The 22,076-nt window shown below is 44.3% G+C and carries 19 protein-coding genes; 10 read left to right on the forward strand and 9 right to left on the reverse strand.

The genetic code is table 11. From position 1 onward, the window contains the following. Window position 1: 1 nt before the first annotated feature. From CSW98_RS05080 to CSW98_RS05090, 3 genes are all read right to left on the reverse strand, one after another. Entirely contained in the window at window positions 2-2,404 is a 2,403-nt protein-coding gene (locus CSW98_RS05080) for a glycoside hydrolase family 31 protein (RefSeq protein ID WP_100799377.1), read from the reverse strand. Between the two features lie 78 nt (window positions 2,405-2,482). Beyond that, window positions 2,483-3,784 carry a TRAP transporter large permease gene (locus tag CSW98_RS05085; protein WP_100799378.1) on the reverse strand — a complete coding sequence of 434 codons (1,302 nt, stop codon included), beginning with the start codon at window positions 3,782-3,784 and terminating at the stop codon, window positions 2,483-2,485. Next, the gene (locus CSW98_RS05090; RefSeq protein ID WP_100799379.1) at window positions 3,784-4,305 is read right to left on the reverse strand and encodes a TRAP transporter small permease; all 522 of its coding nucleotides are present in this window, start codon (window positions 4,303-4,305) and stop codon (window positions 3,784-3,786) included. The genes CSW98_RS05085 and CSW98_RS05090 overlap by 1 nt, the downstream gene beginning before the upstream one ends. Window positions 4,306-4,619: 314 nt before the next feature. Between CSW98_RS05090 and CSW98_RS05095 the strand changes: the two genes are divergently transcribed. From CSW98_RS05095 to uxuA, 3 genes are all read left to right on the forward strand, one after another. Further along, a complete protein-coding gene (locus CSW98_RS05095; protein WP_100799380.1) occupies window positions 4,620-5,609 on the forward strand; it encodes a TRAP transporter substrate-binding protein in 990 nt (329 codons plus the stop codon). A gap of 166 nt (window positions 5,610-5,775) precedes the next feature. Further along, a complete protein-coding gene (locus CSW98_RS05100) occupies window positions 5,776-6,555 on the forward strand; it encodes an FCD domain-containing protein (RefSeq protein ID WP_100799381.1) in 780 nt (259 codons plus the stop codon). Window positions 6,556-6,626: 71 nt separating this feature from the next. Continuing rightward, window positions 6,627-7,811 (forward strand): mannonate dehydratase, encoded by a 1,185-nt coding sequence (gene uxuA / locus CSW98_RS05105; RefSeq protein ID WP_100799382.1) that lies wholly within the window; start codon window positions 6,627-6,629, stop codon window positions 7,809-7,811. A gap of 172 nt (window positions 7,812-7,983) precedes the next feature. Here the strand turns inward: uxuA and CSW98_RS05110 are convergent, their stop codons facing one another. The 5 genes from CSW98_RS05110 to dgcN form a co-directional block, all read right to left on the reverse strand. Further along, window positions 7,984-10,473, reverse strand: coding sequence for a bifunctional diguanylate cyclase/phosphodiesterase (locus CSW98_RS05110; RefSeq protein ID WP_198517276.1), 2,490 nt, complete (start codon window positions 10,471-10,473; stop codon window positions 7,984-7,986). Beyond that, the gene (locus tag CSW98_RS05115) at window positions 10,457-11,557 is read right to left on the reverse strand and encodes a polyamine ABC transporter substrate-binding protein (RefSeq protein ID WP_100799384.1); all 1,101 of its coding nucleotides are present in this window, start codon (window positions 11,555-11,557) and stop codon (window positions 10,457-10,459) included. Before CSW98_RS05115 ends, CSW98_RS05110 begins: the two co-directional genes overlap by 17 nt. Window positions 11,558-11,816: 259 nt before the next feature. Further along, complete coding sequence (locus CSW98_RS05120) at window positions 11,817-12,680, reverse strand: D-amino-acid transaminase (protein WP_232733475.1); 864 nt, start codon at window positions 12,678-12,680, stop codon at window positions 11,817-11,819. Window positions 12,681-12,768: 88 nt separating this feature from the next. After that, entirely contained in the window at window positions 12,769-13,746 is a 978-nt protein-coding gene (dgcA, locus tag CSW98_RS05125) for an N-acetyl-D-Glu racemase DgcA (protein WP_100799385.1), read from the reverse strand. Next, window positions 13,746-14,753 carry an N-acetyltransferase DgcN gene (gene dgcN / locus CSW98_RS05130; RefSeq protein WP_100799386.1) on the reverse strand — a complete coding sequence of 336 codons (1,008 nt, stop codon included), beginning with the start codon at window positions 14,751-14,753 and terminating at the stop codon, window positions 13,746-13,748. Before dgcN ends, dgcA begins: the two co-directional genes overlap by 1 nt. A gap of 913 nt (window positions 14,754-15,666) precedes the next feature. Between dgcN and CSW98_RS05135 the strand changes: the two genes are divergently transcribed. The 7 genes from CSW98_RS05135 (at window position 15,667) to CSW98_RS17785 (ending at window position 21,026) form a co-directional block, all read left to right on the forward strand. Beyond that, window positions 15,667-17,040 carry an alanine/glycine:cation symporter family protein gene (locus CSW98_RS05135; protein WP_100799387.1) on the forward strand — a complete coding sequence of 458 codons (1,374 nt, stop codon included), beginning with the start codon at window positions 15,667-15,669 and terminating at the stop codon, window positions 17,038-17,040. A 120-nt stretch (window positions 17,041-17,160) separates the two neighbouring features. After that, window positions 17,161-18,234, forward strand: coding sequence for an alanine racemase (gene alr, locus CSW98_RS05140; protein ID WP_100799388.1), 1,074 nt, complete (start codon window positions 17,161-17,163; stop codon window positions 18,232-18,234). Window positions 18,235-18,299: 65 nt separating this feature from the next. After that, on the forward strand, window positions 18,300-18,581 hold the full coding sequence (ppnP, locus tag CSW98_RS05145) for a pyrimidine/purine nucleoside phosphorylase (protein ID WP_100799389.1): 282 nt from the start codon (window positions 18,300-18,302) through the stop codon (window positions 18,579-18,581). A 32-nt stretch (window positions 18,582-18,613) separates the two neighbouring features. Further along, entirely contained in the window at window positions 18,614-18,841 is a 228-nt protein-coding gene (locus CSW98_RS05150; RefSeq protein ID WP_100799390.1) for a DUF3820 family protein, read from the forward strand. Window positions 18,842-19,011: 170 nt separating this feature from the next. Further along, window positions 19,012-19,335, forward strand: coding sequence for a heavy metal-binding domain-containing protein (locus CSW98_RS05155; protein ID WP_100799391.1), 324 nt, complete (start codon window positions 19,012-19,014; stop codon window positions 19,333-19,335). A gap of 222 nt (window positions 19,336-19,557) precedes the next feature. Continuing rightward, entirely contained in the window at window positions 19,558-20,292 is a 735-nt protein-coding gene (locus CSW98_RS05160) for a Rossmann-like domain-containing protein (RefSeq protein ID WP_100799392.1), read from the forward strand. A gap of 197 nt (window positions 20,293-20,489) precedes the next feature. Next, on the forward strand, window positions 20,490-21,026 hold the full coding sequence (locus CSW98_RS17785; RefSeq protein WP_100799393.1) for a type II secretion system protein: 537 nt from the start codon (window positions 20,490-20,492) through the stop codon (window positions 21,024-21,026). An 86-nt stretch (window positions 21,027-21,112) separates the two neighbouring features. On the opposite strand, the gene CSW98_RS05170 is transcribed toward CSW98_RS17785, so the two are convergent. After that, window positions 21,113-21,991: a LysR family transcriptional regulator gene (locus CSW98_RS05170; protein WP_232733476.1), complete on the reverse strand. Its 879-nt coding sequence runs from the start codon at window positions 21,989-21,991 to the stop codon at window positions 21,113-21,115. Between the last annotated feature and the right edge of the window lie 85 nt (window positions 21,992-22,076).

Genomic DNA, 22,076 nt, shown 5'->3' on the forward strand with positions numbered 1-22,076 from the left:
CTTATCCTTTCAGAAGTGCTGACAGTGGCAGTAAGTCAGTGTGTTGATAAGCTTGTCCGTTAATGATGAGCTGACGCTGTTCATTTTCCGGCAGGAGCAGTTTATAACTGTCATAAGCTGGTTGGTAATTACCTTCGGCGGAAACAGAAAGCTTAATACTGTCGAGATCGCATGTCATTTCGATACCGACCTGCAGGTACAGTCCTTTCTGATAGTTGTTGGTTTCCCCGTCGTCATCGAAGAAAGCCGCTGTGCTGGTGCCTGTACCCTGTAGCGGGAAAATCTCCAGATTACGTGTCGTGTCTTTTGCACTGTTGCTGTGAGCAATTCTGTCACTGGTTGGCAGTACAGAACCGGCTTTCACCAGCAGTGGCAGACGTTCAAGCGGTGCCGGTAACGTGATCATCTGATTGCCGCTGAACCATTGACCCGTGTAGAAATCGTACCAGCCACATGCATTTGCCGGCAGATAGACATCTCTTTCACGTTGTCCCGGTTCAACCACAGAGGCTACCAGTAGGTTCTGTCCCAGCATAAAATCATCACATTCTTCGAATGTATTTGCATCATACTCGTGATCCAGAAACGTCGGACGCAGCATAGGTTCATCATCATGGTGAGCCTGCCACAGTAGATCATACAGGTACGGCATCAGACGATATCTCAGAGCCATTGCGTCACGGATAATTGGTGTAACCTGAGGATACATCCAGGGTTCATTCACTGTACCGTCGTCGTTCCATGAGTGAATCGTAAAGCGAGGGTGCATGACGCCATTTTGAACCCAGCGGGCGAACAGTTCCGGATCTGGACGGTCGCCGGAGAAGCCGCCGACATCGTGACCGACGTTATACAGACCGGACAAGCTCATACCAAGACCCATGCGGATGTTATATTTCAGGCTGTTCCAGTTAGTGCGGTTATCGCCGCTCCATGTCTGAACGTAACGGTTCATACCCGGGCAACCGGAGCGTGAGATCAGATAAGGTCGGATATCAGGCGCATATTCGACTTGTGCTTCGTAAGAGGCTCGCATCATCAGCAGAGGCTGAAGAGGGCGGATAAGACCAACAGGAATGGATTGACCAAAACCAAAACAGCGAGCTTCTTTGTCCCAAATTTCGTATTCGTTGTTGTCATTCCAGGTGGAATCAATACCTTTTGCCAGCAGTTGTTCTTTTACATTATCCTGCCACCACTTCACCGCTTTTGGATTGGTAAAGTCCAGGTGAGAACCATCGTCATCCCAGAATACGGAAATTTCCGGTGTATCTTCTTCTGAATCCAGAATAAACAGCCCCTGCTTTCTGGCCTCATCATATTTAGGGTGGTTATGCAGCATGCATGGCTTAATATTGGCAGCCAGCTTCAGCCCTGCGCGGTGGAAGACTTCTGCCATCCCTTCCGGATTTGGCACTTTATCGTAGTTCCAGTTGAACACATAACGCTTATCACCAATGGAGGTGTAACCGGAAGAGAGCTGGAAAGAATCACATGGAATGCCGTTATCTGCACACTGCTGTACGAAGCCTTCCAGCAGTTCCTGTGAGTTTTCAGCATCGGTATACTGCATGGTTGAACCGCTGTAACCTAAACTCCAGCGAGGGCCGAATGCCGTACCGCCAGTCAGGCGCACAAATTCTTTGGTGACATTGCCAATCGTGTTGCCAAATACAAAGTACAGATCCAGATCACCATCTTCTGCCCGGTAGCTACGGTATTTAATATGGTAGTTGTCCAGTTCATTACCCAGGTCAAACCAACAGCTTGCCAGATTATCGTAGAACAGGCCAAAGCTGGCGGATTCATCTTCCTGAGTGACACGGGTTATATAAAAAGGGATGTGCTTATACAGAGGATCGGTTTCACTGGCGTTATAGCCCATCGCATCCAGATTTCGCATCTCAAAGCGGCGGCCGCCACGGTTCAGATTACCGGTTTTCTCACCAAGGCCATAGTAGAGTTCGTTGTCTTTTCTGTTCATAAAATGCGCAACACCCTTACCTTCAACAGAAAGCTGGAATGCCCCGGTTTTGCGGTCATGTGCCAAAGGCAGCCATTTATCGCCGGATTTATATTCCCATTCCATCCATAAAGGGGTGTGTAAGGTCAGGCGCAATTTAGCGGTTTCGATTTGCAGAGTATCTTCTGTCTGCTGAAGCTGATATGCCGGCAGGCTGAAACCTTCAGCAGAATGTCTGTCTCTGCCTTCCCATGGCACATCACTTTCTCCGGGAGCAATAGTCCAGGTTCTGTCCAGGCGCAGTTCACCTTTATTCTTAAACAGAATACGGATCAGATTATCTTCCAGAATATAAAGCTGTAGCTGGTGGCGGCCATCACATTCGATATCAATGCGGTTGTTCTGTTCGGATAGAAAGCGCCATTGTTTAATAGATTTCATTTGAATTAACCTTATTTGCAGCAGGGCGAGTGCGAGTCGCCCTGAATTAACCATTAGAATGACTTAGGAATGCCTGACTTAATAACCTAAGAAGGTTTGCGGAAGAATCAGACTAAGCTGAGGAATATAGGTCACCAGTGCAAGAGCCAGGACGAGTACAGCGTAGAATGGCAGTAGTGGTTTGATTACCCGGTCAATTTTCACGCCACTTACGGAGCAGCCGATGAACAAGGCACTGCCTACCGGAGGTGTACAGATACCGATACACAGGTTAAATGTCATCATGATGCCGAAGTGAACCGGATCCATTCCCAGATCCAGTGCAATAGGCAGGAAGATAGGCGTGAAGATAAGCAGTGCCGGAGTCATATCCATAAATACACCCACAACCAGCAGTGTCAGGTTAATGATCATCAGAATAACGATAGGGTTTTCTGATACAGACATCAGAGCATCACTGATCATGTATGGAATATCACCGTTTGCCATCGCCCATGACATCCCCATAGATGCACCGATTAGCAGCAGAACGATAGAGGTGGTTACCACGGATTCCAGAATGATGGCGGGCAGTTGTTTAAAGGACACTTCCCGGTAGAACACAACGGCAAGGACCAGAGTGTACACGACGGCAATGGCTGAGGCTTCTGTTGCTGTAAAAATACCGCCGATAATACCGCCGATAATAACAATGATAAGTCCAAGACTTGGCAGTGCATCCAGTGTTTTTTTGATCACTTCTGAGCGGGTTGGTTTAGCGGATACCGGATAACCGCGCTTTTTAGCAATAATACCGGCGACGATCATCAGACTCAGTCCCATAATCAGTCCTGGAATATAACCGCCAAGGAATAGGGCTCCGATAGAAGTACCACCGGAAATCAACGAGTAAACAATAAAAGTATTACTTGGTGGTATAAGCAGCCCGGTTGGACAAGACGTAATATTCACAGCAGCTGAGTAGGCAGGATCGTAGCCTTCTTTTTTCTGCAGCGGAGACATGGTTCCGCCAACTGCGGCTGCTGATGCAACGGCTGAACCGGAAATAGAACCGAACATCATGTTTGCCAGAACGTTAACATGTGACAGAGCGCCCGGCAGGCGGCCGCCCAGAACTTTGGCGAATTCAATCAGGCGCATTGCAATACCGCCCTGATTCATGATGTTACCGGCCAGAATAAAGAACGGAATTGCCAGCAGAGCAAAACTGTCCAGACCTGAAGCCATTTTCTGGGAAATAACGGCGATAGAAGCATCAAACGGCAACTGCAGCATGACAGTAAGCAGAGAGGCTACACCGATGGCAAAAGAAATAGGTACTCCAAGGCCGAGGAAAAAGAAAAAGCTGCCAAATAAAACAATAATAATCTGCCATTCCATCAGACTTCTCCTTCTAGATTTGATGACCCTTTTACAGGTTGGCTAATGGTTGATAAATTGGCGATAACATCTTGTAGCAGGTACACCAGCATAAAGAACCCGCACAGAGGAACGGCGGCATATACCAGACCCATTTCTATTCCAAGTGCCGGAGATACCTGACCTGTTGCCAATGTTTTTAGCATCAGAGAGCCTCCGCCATAGATCATAATGACGCTTGCGAAGAAGATACTTATCAGATTGATTATTAAATGAAGTACCGCTTGTTTTACCGGAAGGTGTTCCAGTTTCATCGCCATCAGGTCGATCGCCAGATGGCGTTTTTTTCCTAAGGTATAAGCGGCTCCCATCAGACCGACCCAGATAAACAGAAACCGGGCAATTTCATCTGTTGTGGTACTCGGAGAATTTAATACATAGCGAGAGAAGACCTGCCAGACTACGCATATCACCAGAAAGCTACTGAGAGATATGCAAAAGAGTGACAGGGACTTATCCATGATGGCAATTAGTTTTTTCATTGTCCCTTCCAATCAGACTTTTAATAACTATTGGTCATACCAATATTTGCTCGTATGGTAAAACCGCAGAGGTGGGGCGATTATAATTACTTGTTCTGATTATCTAAGCGATCAAGATCACATTATTATTGGTCAGTCCAATTGTGATTTTTGTTTGTGATATTGGTCAACCTATTCTCATTTTATGTTTGAAATGTAAAATTGGCTGGGGCAAATTAAACAACGCAATAACGAATATGACTTTTGGTCAACCAAATTAAAGAAAGAGCTAACCCCATAAATTCATCAAATACGATGAAAAACGGAGAATAACTATGTTTGGGAATAAAACTGCAATCGCAACCTTTATTGCTTGCGCTATTGCCTCTACAGCCTCTCTGCCTACCTATGCAGCAACCATTCTGAAACTAAGCCATAACCAGGATCGAACTCACCCTGTGCATAAATCAATGCAGTTCATGGCGGATGAAGTAAAAGATCTGACCGATGGAGAGGTGAAAATCCGTATCTATCCGAATGGCCAGTTAGGTACTCAGCGTGAGTCAATGGAATTGATGCAAAACGGTGCTCTGCAGATGGTTAAATCTAATGCCAGTGAGCTGGAATCATTTGAGCCATCTTATGGTGCCTTTAACATCCCTTATATTTTTAAAGACCGCGACCACTACTACCGGGCAATGCAAAGTGAAGTCGGTGAAAAAATTCTGGCTGCTTCCCATGATAAAGGATTCGTTGGTCTGACCTATTACGATGGTGGTTCCCGTAATTTTTATGCTAACAAGGCGATCAATTCACCCGCTGATCTGGCCGGGATGAAGATTCGTGTTCAGCCTAGTCCGACTGCCGTTGAAATGATCAAACTGATGGGGGGCTCTCCAACACCTCTGGCTTATGGTGAACTATATACTGCTCTGCAACAAGGTGTGGTTGACGGCGCAGAGAACAACCCAACAGCACTGACAACTTCCCGTCATGGTGAAGTGTCAAAAGTATACAGTCTGGATGAACACACTATGATTCCGGATGTATTGCTGATCAGCTCTCAAGCTTGGGATGATCTGACAGAAGAGCAGCAGAAGGCTTTGAAAAAAGCAGCTAGTGACTCCATGATGTACCACAAAAAACTATGGACCGAAATGACTAACGAAGCTATCGATAAAGCGAAGTCATCAATGGGCGTAAAATTCGTCACTGTAGAAAAACAACCATTTATCGATGCAGTAAAACCAATGCATGATACCGCGTTGCAAAATCCTGCTATTGCAGAATATGTAAAAGGTTTTGATGCATTAGCGGATAAGTAATCCAGTCGCGGGCTTATCACTGCAAGGTAAGCCCGCATAATTAACACCAGAATAAAGCTGTAAATAATAAATTGGTCAACCAATTCATTGAATAATTTCCGGACAGTGATATGATGCCCGACCAGATGAAATGATAGCCCATTATCAGGTAAGTTTGAGAGTAGAAATGAGTAATACAACGCGCCTTTATCAGAAAATAGGTCAGCGACTGATCGACCAGATCGCTTCCGGAGAATATAACGTCGGAGATAAGATTCCGCCTGAACGGGATATCGCCGAGAAGATGAATGTAAGTCGCTCTGTAATTCGTGAAGCGCTTATTATGCTTGAACTGAAAAATTTGGTTGAAGTTAAAAAAGGCTCCGGCGTTTATGTAATCAATACTCCGACAGATGAATTGGCTGTGAATCTGTCTTCATCTGTTGCAGAAGATGAGCATTCTCAGGTAGAGGACGATGATGACGTCGGACCGTTCGAAATGCTGCAGGCTCGTCAACTTCTGGAAAGTCATGTTGCAGAATTTGCGGCAACTCAGGTGACTAAGAACGATATTTCCCGTTTGCGTGAAGCGCTGGATATGGAACGTATGCACCTGGAAGGTAATCGTTGCGATTACGATGGTGATGAAATGTTTCATATCGTTATCGCTGAGGCCACACAAAACAGCGTATTGAGCGACATGGTGAAGGATATGTGGGAACGACGTAACCGAAGCCAGATGTGGCAACGCCTGCATGAACGAATTTCTGTTCAGGATTACCGTCAGCGCTGGCTGGCGGATCATGAAAAAGTATATATGGCTCTGGTACGAAAAGATCCTATTGCTGCCCGAAAAGCGATGTGGCAGCACCTGGAAAATGTAAAACAAACATTGTTTGAATTATCTGATGTCGATGATCCTAACTTTGATGGCTATCTGTTCAGTTCTTACCAGGTTGCATCATAGAGATGATTGATTATCTAACTAACTCTGGCTCAAAAGCTTGCTGAAAATAGGCTTATAGAAAGGATAAATGTATGGAACAGACATGGCGTTGGTACGGACCTAACGATCCCGTATCGTTAAATGATATTCGTCAGGCCGGGGCTACTGGTATCGTGACCGCACTTCACCATATTCCTAACGGCGAAATCTGGAGTATCGAAGAGATAGAGAAACGTAAGGCGTTAATAACCGAAAAAGGATTGGTCTGGTCTGTCGTCGAAAGTGTTCCTGTGCATGAAGAAATTAAAACCCGCAGCGGTAACTACCAGCAGTGGATAGCAAATTATAAACAGACACTGGAAAACCTGGCTCAGTGCGGCATTGATACCGTCTGCTATAACTTTATGCCGGTACTGGACTGGACCCGGACGGATCTGGAATATGAACTGCCTGATGGTTCTAAAGCTTTGCGTTTTGATCACAGTGCTTTTGCGGCTTTTGAGCTGTTTATTCTGAAGCGGCCTGGCGCTGAGGATGAATATTCTGCGCAAGAGCAACAGAGTGCAAAAGCCTGTTATGAGGCTATGACTCAGGCTGATATTGATAAGCTGACGTCGAATATTATTGCTGGTCTGCCGGGGGCTGAAGAAGGGTATACTCTGGAAGAGTTTCAGGCTCGTCTGGATACCTATAAAGACGTATCTAAAGACAACCTGAGAGAGCACATGGCTGCATTTCTGCAGGAACTCATGCCGGTTTGTGAACAATATGGCCTCAGACTTGCGGTTCATCCAGATGATCCGCCGCGTCCGATTCTGGGTCTGCCGCGTATTGTCTCAACCATTGAAGACATCGAGTGGTTAACGACTGCCGTACCGAGTGCGATGAATGGTCTGACGATGTGTACCGGTTCGTATGGTGTTCGCGGAGATAATGATCTGGTAAAAATGATCGAAACTTATGGTGATCGTATCTACTTCACTCATTTGCGTTCGACTCAACGTGAAGAAAATCCAAAAGATTTCCATGAAGCGGCACATCTTGAAGGTGATGTGGACATGTACAGCGTCGTTAATGCTCTGCTAAAAGAAGAGTATCGCCGTAAACAAAGCGGTCAAACCCGCCTGATCCCTATGCGTCCGGATCACGGCCACCAGATGATTGATGACCTGCATAAGAAAACCAATCCCGGTTATTCCTGTATCGGCCGGTTAAAAGGTCTTGCTGAAGTCAGAGGTTTGGAACTTGCTCTGAAAAGAACGTTTTATAGTTCATAACCAATATTTGTTATATAGGCCGTTTTTTACTGTTTTAAGTCACTTTTCGTATGGGAAGTGACTTTTCTATACCCATTTCCTTAAACTTTTTTCAAACCTTCGGGTTTGAATAGAAATGAAACGGATCTCTGGATTATCCGGAGCCTGTTCTGTCGATATATATACCGGAAAATTACCGGTTATGAGGCTCGTTAAGTCGCTCTTCTATTTCATGCTGTCCTTTCAGTAATTGAATGGCTTCTTCTGCCGGTTTTGGTGGACTGAACAGGTAACCTTGGATCAGCACGCTGCTTTTCTGTGGCAGGTATTGCAGTTGTTCATGTTCTTCAATACCTTCGACGACGACTTTCATATGCAGCGCGTGAGCCATAGTAACAATTGCCGAAAGAATGGTACTGTTATTGCCTTCATGCAGATCCTTAATAAAGGCTCGGTCAATTTTCAGGATATCAATGGGCAGGGTTCGCAGATAACCCAGTGAGGAGTACCCAGTACCAAAATCATCCAGAGCTACATGGATTCCTATTTCACGCAGTTTTCTAAGGTTCCTCATGACTTGTTCATCGCCTTTGATAACAGAAGACTCTGTCAGCTCTACGTACAGACTTTCATAAGGAATATCATAGTGTTTTACGCTAGTTTCAATCTCCTTCACTATATCTGCATTATTGACCTGTAGTGCAGAGAGGTTGATCCCGACCTTAAAGTTGGAGTAACCGGCTTTATGCCATTGCTGGATTTGGGCGCAGACGTTGGTAATGATCCATAAGCCTATACGCATAATCAGGCCATTTTCTTCGGCAATGTGAATAAACTTATCCGGTGGTACGAAACCCAGTTCTTCATCATTCCAGCGGATCAGCGCTTCATAGGATTGAATTTTCAGATCCATACTGTCCACAATGGGCTGGTAGTGAACTTCAAAACAGCCCCTTTCCGTGGCTTGATACAAACGTTGCTCGATTTTGGCCCTTTCCTTGGTCTGTTTACTGATGGTTGGGGAATAGTAGCAGTATTTATTTTTACCGCTCTGTTTTGCCTGATACATGGCCTGATCCGCACAGGTTACCAGTTCTTCTGAATCATTGGTGTCATCAGTCCATAAGGCGATACCGATACTGGCTGTAATATAAACAGTGTGATCACCAATAGGGATTGGTCTGTTAATCGCATCAATGATTCTTTCCGCAATAAGTCCTGCCTGATAAGGCGCTTTCAGGTGCGGTAGCAAAATTGTAAATTCATCTCCACCGAGTCTGGAAAAATTATCTCTTTCATTCTGATCGAGTGATTTCGGATCATCATCTCCTACCCGGGTAGCCATATCATCGGTGCGTAAAGATTCTCTGAGGATATTAGCAATTGTCTGCAACAGAGTATCACCGGTGGCATGCCCCATATTGTCATTGACGTATTTAAAGTTATCTAAATCAAGATAGAGTAGTGCCAGCATCTCATGCTCACGTTCGGCATAATCGATTGCCCGCAGCAGGTTACGCTGAAATAGGGTACGGTTTGGTAATCCTGTCAGCGTATCAATGTAGGCAAGGTTGCGTATTCTCTGATTAGACCGATAAAGCTCGGTATTAATGTGGTTAAACGAAGCAACCAGTTTATTCAGTTCGTCACTGGTCGTTGTCTGCAGGTTAGGAACTGTTCCATTGCATTTTAATTGATCCAGTGCCTGATTCAGGGTGTCGATAGGATGAAGTACATGCCGGCGGAATAGTTTCAGCATTAACGGAACCGATATTATCAACATTAACGCGGCGAGAGCCAGGATAAAGCTGTTGATACTCAAAGAAGAGGCCAGCAGTATACTTTCCGGAATGTAGATATGAAAGACGAGTCCATCCGTTAATTCAACAGAAAAATGCTGTACTTTGTGGTTATTAACAGAAGTGCTACTCCACTGATTTACAGGTAGATCCTGTAACGGTTGCAGAGAGTGATCCTGTATCGGATCCTGATTCTGCGTACTGTGCGATAAATATATCCGGTCATTTCCACTCAGAAATGTCGAGCCCTTATCCCATGGTGCAGGGATTTGTGGAAATAACAGTGGTTCCAGTTCAAATGTTGCGGTGAGATAACCCCGAACCTGAGGACGAGTTGTGAAGGTGTCCCGGGTTCTATCTCTGAAGATAACAGGGGTTGATATATACATAACATATTGGTTTATATCTGGATCTTTATCGACAAAATAGTAGAAACCGGCATGCTTTTTTTGCATTGCTTTAAAAAAACCAGATTCTGATTCGTCTTCGGTATAGTTCACGCTGTTCCTGTTGGATATACGTAATTCTTCATATCCATTTGGCAGTAGGAGGCTGATTTCCCGCAGTTTTGGATTGGATTGCTGAATAGAGGATAGTTTAGATAGCATAGGTTTTTGCATCAGCATATACCTGTCTGCTTCATTTTCAGTTAGCAGATATTGCTTTACCAGTGAGTCTTTAGCTAAAGTTTTCAGTGTGATGGTGGACTCAGTCAACTGCTCATTAACGTGTTTTTTAAGATGGTTGACATAGTATTCAAGTTGAGTGTGGCTGTTATCCATGTTTTTGTGCCACAGCAGGTAATATGAATAAACACCCACTAAAAATAGAGGAATGGTGATTAACGGAATAATGATCAGACTTATCTTAGAATTCAGGCGCATGTTCACCTCCATTAACCAACGTATTGCTGATCAAGTTTCTTTGTTTTAATTGCTTAGGTGGGATCGAGCGAAATTGTTCAGATTTCATCAGTACATCGTTATCCGGAAAAATAATGGGGTTATCCAAATAGTCATCCGGAAGCAGAGTTTTGGCGCTGTCATTCGGAGTGGCGCAGTAGGTATACAGTGCTGCCTGTGCAGCGTTGTCCGGCCGGTTCAGAAAGTTGATAAATGCATAAGCCAGATCCGGGCGGTTTGCTTTTGCTCCCAGAGTGAAATAATCCACCCAGAGATTAGTCCCTTCTTCCGGTATGGTGAAGTTCAGCCTGTTATGTGAGTCGTGTTCCATTACCATCAGCGCATCACCACTGTAGGCAATGGACATCCATAAATCACCGGAGAGAATTTCTGAATCACGCCTCAGTGACAGATACTGGTAGGAGCGAACATATTCTTTTTGCTGGCTGAGTAATGCAGATGTCTGAGCCAGAGCTTCCGGACTCCCCTCATTAAGGGAATAGCCTAAGGCTTTCAATGCCAGGCTGATAATTTCATTACCATCAGCGAACATGCCTATTTTCCCTTTCAGGATTGGATCTGGCCGGAACAGGTTCATCCAACTGGTAATCTGATATTTTATTTTGTCTTTTCGGTATAAAATACCTGTGGTTCCCCAAAAATAAGGCACACCGTATTCTTTTGCTCCGGGGAAGGCTGTCAGCCATTTCGAATTAATATGCGCTCTGTTCGGAATAAGATCCGGAGAAAGCGGAGCAATCCATCCTCTGTGTGCATAAGGTTCGAGGTTGATACCCGATGTCAGGATAAGATCAAATCCTAAAGCGTGGTTGTCTATTAATATCTGAGTTCTGTGTTCATCAGATTCAAAATAAATTTCTGAAATATCCGTACTAAATTCTTTCTCAAATTTATCGATCAGTTCCGGATCCAAATATTCTGCCCAGTTCAGAATAACCAGTTTATTTGCAGAAACATTATCTGGAGTTTCTTCGCCCCGACTGTTGACGCTAAAGAGTAAAGCAGAGAGTAGTCCATAACGGAGGAGCCATTTCACCATATCCATAGTACAGACCTAGCCTTTGTTTTTTAGTTATAACAAAAGGCTAGTTCAACACGAAGTACAGGCCAAGTAAGGATTTAAGCACCAATTGTTACTGGTCTGTTAAATAAAGAAATTTAATTCACTAATAATATTGTTATCAGTAGTGGTATGTGTATTTATATAGATATAATTGAATTATACCTTTTGGTATATAAGTTAAGTGAATAAGCTACTACACTGGCAGCAGCCTGTAGTGGCAAGCCGCTGCCGATTGAACAGGCTAATTGGCAGTAGACAGTGCGATTTCTATATATATGTCACGCAGCTTCCTGGCAATTTCTCCTGGCTTTCCGTCACCGATTTGGTGACCATCAATATTGATCACCGGCCAGACAAAGGTGGTTGCAGAGCTGATAAAGGCTTCCTTAGCTGTATAAGCTTCTTCAATGGTAAAGTTCCGTTCTTCCACTTCGATATTGGTATCACTGGCTAGTTGCAGTAGGCTTTTTCGGGTAATACCGTGAAGAATATTGTTACTTAGCGGGCGGGTAACCAGTTTTCCATCGGCAGTTACAATATAAGCGTTGTTTGAACTGCCTTCTGTGACATAGCCATCTTCGATCAGCCAAGCATCGTAAGCTCCGGCAGCGAGTGCTGCCTGTTTGGCCAGACAAGGTGCCAGCAGTCCGACAGTTTTAATATCGCGGCGTCTCCAGCGGATATCTGGCACGGAAATGACTTCAATGCCTTTTTCCGCTTTCGCGCAGTTGATTAACTCACGGCTTTGAGTAAATAAAACCAGTGTCGGTTCAATGTCTTCAGCAGGAAAAGCAAAATCACGGTCACCAGTACTGCCTCGGGTCAGTTGTAGGTAGATTCCGCCTTCTTTCAGGGCATTTTTTTTGATAAGTTCTTTTTGAATTGAGGTTAGTACTTCTGGCGTTACCGGCATTTTCAAGCCAAGTTCTTTACAGGAACGCTGAAGCCGGGCGATGTGCCCTTCGTTATCGATCAGCTTACCGTCAAGTACCGCTGTGACTTCATAGACTGCGTCTGAAAATAGAAAACCACGGTCGAATACAGAAATCTTTGCTTCTGATTCAGGCATATAGCCACCGTTTACGTAAACAATTCGTTCCATCATATTTTTATCCTTACTATCTGGCGGGCTGTGTAAACATAACCCGCTAATCGTTAATTCTACTCAAAGGGAAGGATTCATTCCCTCAGAATCAGCCCCAGAGTCTGGCAGAAAATGGCAACATCTGACTGGTGGTGTATTCAAACCCATTTTCAATATCGGTTGCCAGCAGAAGCGGACCATCCAAATCGACAATATCTGCACCCTGAGCGACCACAAAAGCCGGGGCCATACTGAGTGAAGAAGCCAGCATGCAGCCGACCATAACCTGTAGTCCTGCCTTTTCTGCCTCTTTTTTCAGGGCTAAGGCTTCTGTTAAACCACCGGTTTTATCGATTTTGATGTTGATCATGTCATAAAGTCCGGCCAGCCTTTCCAGACTTGCTCTGTCATGACAGGATTCATCGGCACAGATCGGGATCGGGCGATCCAGTGTGGAAAGAATATCATCCTGAGCGGCCGGAAAAGGTTGCTCAATCATGGCAACATCTAGCTTAACCAACTCTGGGATCAGTGCATTATACAGCTCGGCTGTCCAGGCTTCGTTGGCATCCAATATAATTTTGGACGCCGGAGCCCCCCTCCGAACTGCCTGAACTCTGGCCAGATCTTCTGCTCCGCCCAGTTTTAGTTTCAGCAGTGGCCGGTAAGCATTGTCGACAGCCGCTTTTTCCATATTTTCCGGAGTATCAAGAGAAAGGGTATACGCTGTGACCAAAGGTTGTGGAACAATACCGGTTTTTTCCCAGATAGTGCTCCCCGCTTTTTTGCATTCCCAGTCCCAGAATGCACAGTCAAGGGCATTACGGGCTGCTCCGGAAGGCAACAGAGACTGGAGCTTCTCTCTTGTCGGGATCGCACCTTTGAGCTCAGGGATAATGTTTTCCAATTGTGTCAGGACACTGGAGACTGATTCATCATAACGGGCGTAGGGAACGCATTCCCCACGACCGGTGATACCTTGTGCTTCCAGTTCAACAACGACGACTTCCGCCTGAGTTTTACTCCCTCTTGAGATAGTAAAACTTCCCCGTATTGGCCAGTCAGTTGCGTAAATTCGAACTTTCATTACGCTTCCCCGGTAGCGCGTTTTACAATGCGTCCAACGCCTTGACGGAATGGATCGACAGTCGGCAGACCCGTTTCGGTTTCGATTTTATCCATCAGAGCCAGAGCCTCGGCTTCTCCAAGCTGAGAAGTGTTTACTGAAATCCCTACGAAACGAACATCTGGGTTAGTTAGTCTGGCTGTGGCAAGGTTCGCTTCTATGCACTCTTTCAGACCCGGAAGTGAATATTCAGGAACACCTCGCATATGAGAGCGGGTTGGCTCATGACAAAGAACAAGCGCATCTGCCTGACTTCCGTGGATCAATCCTGTTGTGACACCTGCGAAAGAAGGATGGAACAGGGAGCCCTGACCTTCGAGAATATCCCAGTGATCATCACTATTGGCAGGAGAGATCGTCTCGATAGCACCGGCAATAAAGTCAGCAACCACACAGTCTACACTGACACCGTTACCGCTGATCAAAATACCTGTCTGACCTGTTGCCCGGAAATCGACGTTGAAACCTTGTGCCTGCATCTCTTTTTCAATCGCCAGTGAGGTATACATTTTACCAACAGAGCAGTCAGTACCAACGGTCAGCAGGCGTTTTCCTGAACGTTTTTTACCACTTGCAACTGGATAACTCTGAGTTGGATAGCGTACGTCGAACAGTTTTCTGCCTGTGGTCCGGGCAATGTCTACCAGTTCAGGAATATCGTTAAGACGATTATGTAAACCTGCGGCAAGATCCATTCCGGCTTCAAGAGCTTCTTTTAGGACACTGATCCATTCATCCGAAATGATACCGCCCCGGTTAGCAACACCGATGACCAGTGTTTTTGCTCCGGCTTTTACGGCGGTCTCAATAGTCATGTCTTCAAGGCCGCAATCAGCCTTACAAGTATTCAGACGGAACTGACCCACACAGTATTCCGGATGCCATTGCTTTATTCCCTGAGCAACTTTTGCTGCTAGCGGATCAGCGGCATCGCCAAGAAAAAGAAGGTAAGGTTTTTGTAATTCCATTTTTATTCTCCATATATCGTTGTGGCTTTATGCTGAAGCTGAGAACGATGATTGTTGTGGTCATATATGTTGTATGTTGTGTTAAGTGCAGAGCAAAATTCATGACAACTTTTCCTATCATAGGCAAAAAAAAACAAAATTATCTAGTTTAAGTGTTGTTTTTATTAGGTTGTGGGCTTGTTTTTTTGCCATTTAGTGCTGTTTTCTTATTTTTTAATGTTCTTTATTTTTGTAATAATTCAGGATTATATTTTGATTTGATGTTTTGATGGGAGAGATTGTCTTTCCACAAGAGATTAGTTGGATTTATATAATTTTACTGGGTTGCGTGTTATGCCATATTTTATACGGGAGAAAAACACAGAAAAATTTTCTGCACATTTATGCAGCAAGTCAGATGTATCTGATGGTAGTGTGAAAAATAGCCGGTTATTGTCCGGGAATTTTACTGATGTTTGCACCATAAACATGCAAATTGGGGTGTTTTGGTGCATTTAATGGCAGGATTTCGCACCATGACAGACATTTTTTTCTGTTGGTATGGATACTGATATTTGGACAAATAGTTTTTTTCCAGTGAATATATCTGCCATAGGGTTGATTTGTAAAATTCTTAATTTTCTTTTATTTATGGAGTTATATTCCGATTAGATCGTCTATCTTGGAGTTTGATATCGCCATTTTTTTCTGAATAGCACAACAAAAACATAGCATTGTCAGTTTTCTGGTTTTACTATTTATCTCTTCTCTATTTTTGGTCTGCAAATTGCTATCAGGGAGTACTACTCTGAGGGCGATATGGCGAAATAGCTTTTACGTATTCGGGCATCAAGACCAACGGTTCTTTATATCTATACCTGATTTGATATGGAAGATGGCCTGAATACAGATTTTATAGTTCGGAGACAGATAAATGGACCTAATTACTGGCGTGATCAGCCAAATTAACGGCATAGTGTGGGGATGGCCTATGCTGATTCTGATTCTGGGGATAGGTATTTACCTGAGCCTGGGGCTAAAACTTTTTCCTATCCTGCAACTGGGCAGTGCTTTCAAGCTGCTCTGGGATGGTCGTTCGTCTACTGGTGAAGGTGAAATTCCGCCATATCAGGCACTGATGACAGCGATGTCTGCAACCGTGGGTACCGGTAATATTGCCGGTGTGGCTACTGCCGTTTTTATTGGCGGACCTGGAGCTTTGTTCTGGATGTGGATTACGGCATTGTTTGGTATGGCAACAAAGTTTGCGGAAGCTGTATTGGCGGTGAAATACCGGGAAAAAGATGAAAATGGTGCCTATGTTGGCGGGCCTATGTACTATATCAAAAATGGTATGGGGAAAAAGTGGACGTGGCTGGGAACTTTGTTTGCTGTTTTCGGTGCGATAGCTGGTTTTGGTATAGGTAACACGGTTCAGTCCAACTCGATTGCTCAAGTTTTAGAAGCCAATTTTGGTTTTCCTCCTTTGGTTGTTGGTCTGGTTTCCATGGTTGCTGTTGGTCTGGTTATTATCGGGGGTATTAAACGTATCGGTAAATTTGCCGGAGCTATGGTTCCTTTTATGGCGTTAGCTTATATAGCCAGTGGTTTGCTGATTATCGGTATGGAAGCAGATAAGATTGGGGATGCCTTTGTGTTGATCTTTTCCCATGCATTTACACCAGCTTCTGCAACCGGAGGTTTTGCCGGAGCCAGTATTGTCATGGCGATTCGCTTTGGTGTCGCTCGGGGTATTTTCTCCAATGAAGCGGGTCTGGGTTCTGCGCCAATCGCTCATGCCAGTGCTCAGACAAGTGATCCGGTGCGGCAGGGGCTGGTGGCGATGTTGGGGACGTTTATGGATACACTGGTTATCTGTACCATTACTGGTCTGGTGATTGTGATCTCTGGTACTTGGACTCAGGGCGAGTCCGGAGCTGCACTGACTTCCCTTGCCTTTGATAGCGTGCTTCCCGGTTGGGGCAGTAATATGGTTGCTATCGGTCTGGCGGTATTTGCGTTTACCACAATTATCGGTTGGTCGATTTATGGTGAACGCTGTGTCGAATATCTTTTTGGCGAAAAAGCCGTGCTGCCATACCGTATTTTGTGGGTTGTCGCTGTACCGGTTGGTGCTGCCCTTAATCTGGATTTTGTATGGCTGGTTGCCGATACATTGAATGCAATGATGGCAATTCCGAACCTGATTGCACTTGCTGTACTAAGTCCGGTAGTATTTGCTTTAACAAAGAGTTATTTTTCTTCAGAGAAAGAACAGGCATCTTCTTCTGTTCAGGTAACAAAATAAATCTTTTCTGGCTGTTCAGGTTCGTCTGAGCAGCCCCCCTTAATCAGTGACAGGTCAGACCTATAGTGCTGAAGACTATAGGTCTGTCTTGTGCACCTGTTTGTTTGGAAGGAATCAGTCATGATCACAGCAGAAGCCGTTATCGATCTTAAAGCATTGCAGCATAACTACCAGTTTATTAAGCATAAAAGCCATGCTGATAAGGTAATCGCTGTTATTAAAGGCGATGCATACGGGCATGGTGCGGTTGAGGCGGCGAAGGCTTTGGAACAGGCCGATATGTTTGCTGTTTCCCGTATTGAAGAAGCAATATGGCTACGGGAGGCCGGTATTCCTCAGCCAATTCTGCTGCTGGAAGGTTGCTTTTGTGCCGAAGATTTACAGATAGCAGCAAGCGAGGGATTTCAGACGATCATTCATCACCCGGAACAGCTTCAGGATATTGAAAATACGGTACTGGATAAGCCGATTAAAGTCTGGTTGAAACTGGATACCGGTATGCACCGACTGGGTGTTCACCCTGAAGAGGTTGCAGAGTATGTCACTCGCCTTCAGGCTTGTGAGCATGTGGATGGTGAGCCGGGTTTTGCCAGCCATTTTAGTTGTGCTGATGATCTTTCTTCATCTACGACACAATGTCAGCTGGATCGTTTTCTTACGATGACAGCGCCTTATGCCGGTGAAAAAACGCTGGCAAATTCAGCCGGAGCATTGTACTGGCCTGAATCTCATTTTGATTATGTTCGTGCCGGAATTGCTTTGTACGGGATTTCACCGGATGAAGATAAAACTGGTATAGAATTGGGACTAAAGCCCGTAATGACGCTTAAATCAAAACTGATTGCAGTCAGAGAACACAAGGCTGGTAACCCAGTCGGCTACGGAGAAATCTGGACTGCTGAAGAAGATACCCGTATAGGTGTTATTGCTATGGGATATGGGGATGGGTATCCTCGCCTGGCTCCGGAGGGGACGCCGGTTTGGGTGAACGGACGGATTGTACCGATTGTTGGACGGGTATCAATGGATATGCTGACGGTTAACTTAGGGGTCGATGCGGAAGATAAAATCGGCGATGATGTCGAATTCTGGGGAAATCATTTGCCGGTGGAACAGGTTGCAAAACAGGTTGGAACTATCCCTTATGAGCTAGTGATCAAACTGACAAAAAGGGTAGGTAAAAGCTATCTTTGAGGATATATTATTCAGACGGGCAGCAGGAAACTGCCCGTTTGTATAGATAATAAAGGAAATAAGAAATGATCAAGGAAAATACCTACTTCGACGGGAATGTTAAATCTCTGGGCTTTACCCAACAGGATGGAGACAGTAGCGTTGGTGTTATGGCTCCCGGAGAGTACACTTTTGGTACTGCTGCGCCGGAAAAAATGACGGTGATTAAAGGTGCTCTGGTAATCAAACGTGTCGGTGAAGAAGAGTGGACTATCTTCAACGAAGGGGAGTCCTTTAATGTTGCCGGTGATTCTACATTTGATATCCGGGTTAAAGCCACAACGGCTTATCTGTGTGAGTATTTGTAATCGGTTCAGATTAAAGAAGCCTGTGTTGAGCTATGTTAGATAAAGAAAACATCGTTAAATTAGCCCGGATGAAAATGCCATTCGGAAAATACGCAGGCCGGGTACTCATCGATCTTCCCGAAGAGTACCTGCTTTGGTTTGCCCGCAAAGAATCCTTTCCTGAGGGCGAACTGGGAGAACTGATGCAGTTGTGTCTGGCTCTAAAAGTTGAAGGGCTGGATTCAGTCGTTAAGCCGCTGAAGTATTCTGAATATTCTTAAATTTCTATTTTTACCCTCTAAATAACCGATTTCTGTTTTCACATTTATTACGACGTTATATTGATTACGTTATAACGGACGGCTACATTGGTACATGAATTGGTTTATCAATAAGTTAACGTGATGAACTTTATAAAAATCAAATTGATGATAATGCCTAAGGAACCCCTATGTTAAAAACAACCACACCGTCAGTGGACGGGAAAGAAATCCAGGAATATCTTGATGTCGTCGTGGGCGAAGCCATTCTGGGTGCGAATATATTTAAAGATATTTTTGGTGCGATTCGGGATGTTGTTGGCGGGCGATCCGGAGCTTATGAAAAAGAAATGGGTAAGGCCCGGGAAATCGCATTCTCTGAACTGGAAGAGCAGGCGCGCAGATTGGGAGCCGATGGTATTGTTGGCATCGACATTGACTATGAAGTTGTTGGGCAAAAAGGCGGTATGATGATGGTCAGTGTCAGCGGTACCGCTGTGAAGTTTAAAAGATAAATTCTGAGCGCCTTTAGCCGGCGGAGGATGGTTCGGTAGCTTGTCGTAAAGCAGACATAAATTATAGAAATGATACTGAGTGTTTGTCATAGCGCACATTAATGATGTTGTGGTCAATATATTTGGTTGAAATGCGAAGTATTATTTTCTGGGTTATTTTCTTTCTCCGGCCTTATATATGCATACTGTAAAGAATAAACAGAATGCAGAGGACACCCGAATATGGAACAGAGTCAATTTTTCTCCCGTCTTGTAGATAAATTCAGACAGATAGCCGTTGAGAATAATATTACCGGTGAAGAAGTCACGGTATCAGGTAAGGTGCTGACCAACGAAGAGGCTATCGGTAATCCGGACAGGAAAGATTTCCCTCTTTTAACCGGAAAAGAGCGCCTGATGCAGGCTGAATTTAAAGGTTTCAAGGGGCAGGCATTTTCTGATATGCCGGGGCCATTTACCGGAACCATCGCTTCAATTATAGAAAGAGAGCCTCAAAACAACTGGGAAAGAGCGGTGTTGATTGCCTCGCTTAATGCAGTATGTGCCTACCTTGGTCTTACAGACAAAACCATACACTGTAAAGATAACGATCCGGAAGAGTGTGCCTGTCAGTTGGTTACGCATATCAGGCAGTATTACGGTGATGTAAAAGTTGCTTTGGTCGGCTTACAGCCCAGCATGCTTGAGGCGCTTTCCGGTGAGTTTTGGGTACGTAATTTGGATTTGGATAAAGATAAGATAGGCAGCATCAAATTTGGTATCGAAATTGAAGATGGCTTTACAAAAAGGGATGAGGTGCTTGACTGGTGCGATATTATTATTGCGACCGGCAGCACTTGTGCAAACGGTTCAATTGTTCATTATCTCGGTAAAAAACCGGTATTGTTTTACGGTACAACGGTTAGTGGTACTGCTACCTTAATGGATCTTCCTCGTTTTTGTGCTTGTGCCGGGTAGTTATATCTATGTGTCTACCATAACTATGGATTATGAGAGTGAATCTTAAAGACACTGTTTATTCAGATTAATGATAATTGTCTCAAAAATGAACATTGTAGGCAGCAGAGAGAGTCAATAAAATAACCTGTTCAAAAACAACAAATTAGAATATTAACTCTAATAAGTTACTAATATTAAAGAAGTTGGTTATAAAAATGACAAGAAACACTCTGCGACAGAAATCGGTTATACGTGGTTTCACCCTTATTGAATTGGTTGTCACTATAACAATATTGGGTATTTTGGCAGTGACGGCATTGCCCAAGTATCTGAATATGAAAAGTGAAACAGTGATAAGTACCATGCAAGGGCTGAAAGGTTCTCTGGACAGTGCAGCCGCATTAGCTCATGCCAAAGCGGTTATCGATGGTGTGGAAAATAAAAAATCCAGTACGATTGATTACAATGGTACAACGATTGAGATGACCTATGGTTATCCTGCTGGGAAAGACAGCGGAATTGCTCTGATCGTTTCGATACCAATTCCAGAAGAAAGCTGGGATAAAACATCTGAAGACTGGAACCAGAGAGCTAGTACTGTATATAACAGCGATAGCGCTGGTTGGGGGTATGTGTACTGGCACGGCATGATTGAGGAAAATGCTGGTGCAAATAAATGTTATATACGCTACCGTTCTCCGACCAGTGCAAATTCAGTACCGGAGATTGACTTCGAGTCGGACGATTGCTGAACCGTGACAGGGGCCTGCTGAAGCAGGCCCGAATTTTTATCAATTTTTTTCTCAACAACACTATTACATCGAATATTCTGATTTTTTTAGAACGAGGTATCACCATAATGGTGACTGATGAAATCAATAAAAGCTCGTATTTTGTGTGGTAGAAATTGCCGGTTTGCGTACACAAGATATAAACCAATGGGGTTGGGTTGGTAATCCGGAAGGATCTTAACCAGTGTCCCCTGTTGTAAAGCGTCATTAGCGATAAAGGTGGGCTGAATAGTTATTCCTCCCCCTAAAATGGCTGCATTAACAAGAAAATCCCCGTTATTGGCAGAAATGGTTCTGTGAAGATCTATGGTTTCCGTATTTAAGTCAAATAACTCTTGTATCAGTTGCTCCTGATCAGTGTATGAATAACTTAAAAAATTGTGGCCGGATAAGTCTGAAGGCCTGCACGGTACACCTTTACGCTTCAGATAGTCTGGTGACGCAAGCAAAGCAATTTTGATGTCGGATATCTTTTTAGCAATTATGTGGTCATTTTTCAGATTACCAATGCGCAGAGCAATATCAACACCTTCTTCAACAAGATCTATTTTGTGGTCTGTCAGATTGAGTTTTATTTCTACGCTGGGATAGTGTTTCTGAAAATCGAGAATAAGACGTGGCATATGACGGTGTCCAAAAGACATGGGGGCATTGACGGTTAATAGCCCGGACACGTTCTGATGCCAGTCCACCAGAGAATTCTCCATTTCTTCAATATCATCCAGAATCTGAGCACATCGACTGGCATACAAACGTCCAGCTTCCGTAAGTGATACCGTTCGGGTCGTGCGCTGTAACAGCCGGGTCTGGACATCAGCTTCTAATGCCGTTACATATTTACTGACCAACTGGGGTGATATATCTAACTTTTCTGCGGCTCTGGAGAAAGAACTCTTTTGAGCAACCATCAGAAAGGTTTTCATCATGTAAAGTTTGTCCATACCTATTTTATAAATGAATTGTTGATAATTAATCAATGTTAGGTGTCTTTATCAATATGTCAATTATAGT

Source organism: Vibrio sp. HA2012, from assembly GCF_002812955.1.
Taxonomy (GTDB): Bacteria; Pseudomonadota; Gammaproteobacteria; order Enterobacterales; family Vibrionaceae; genus Vibrio.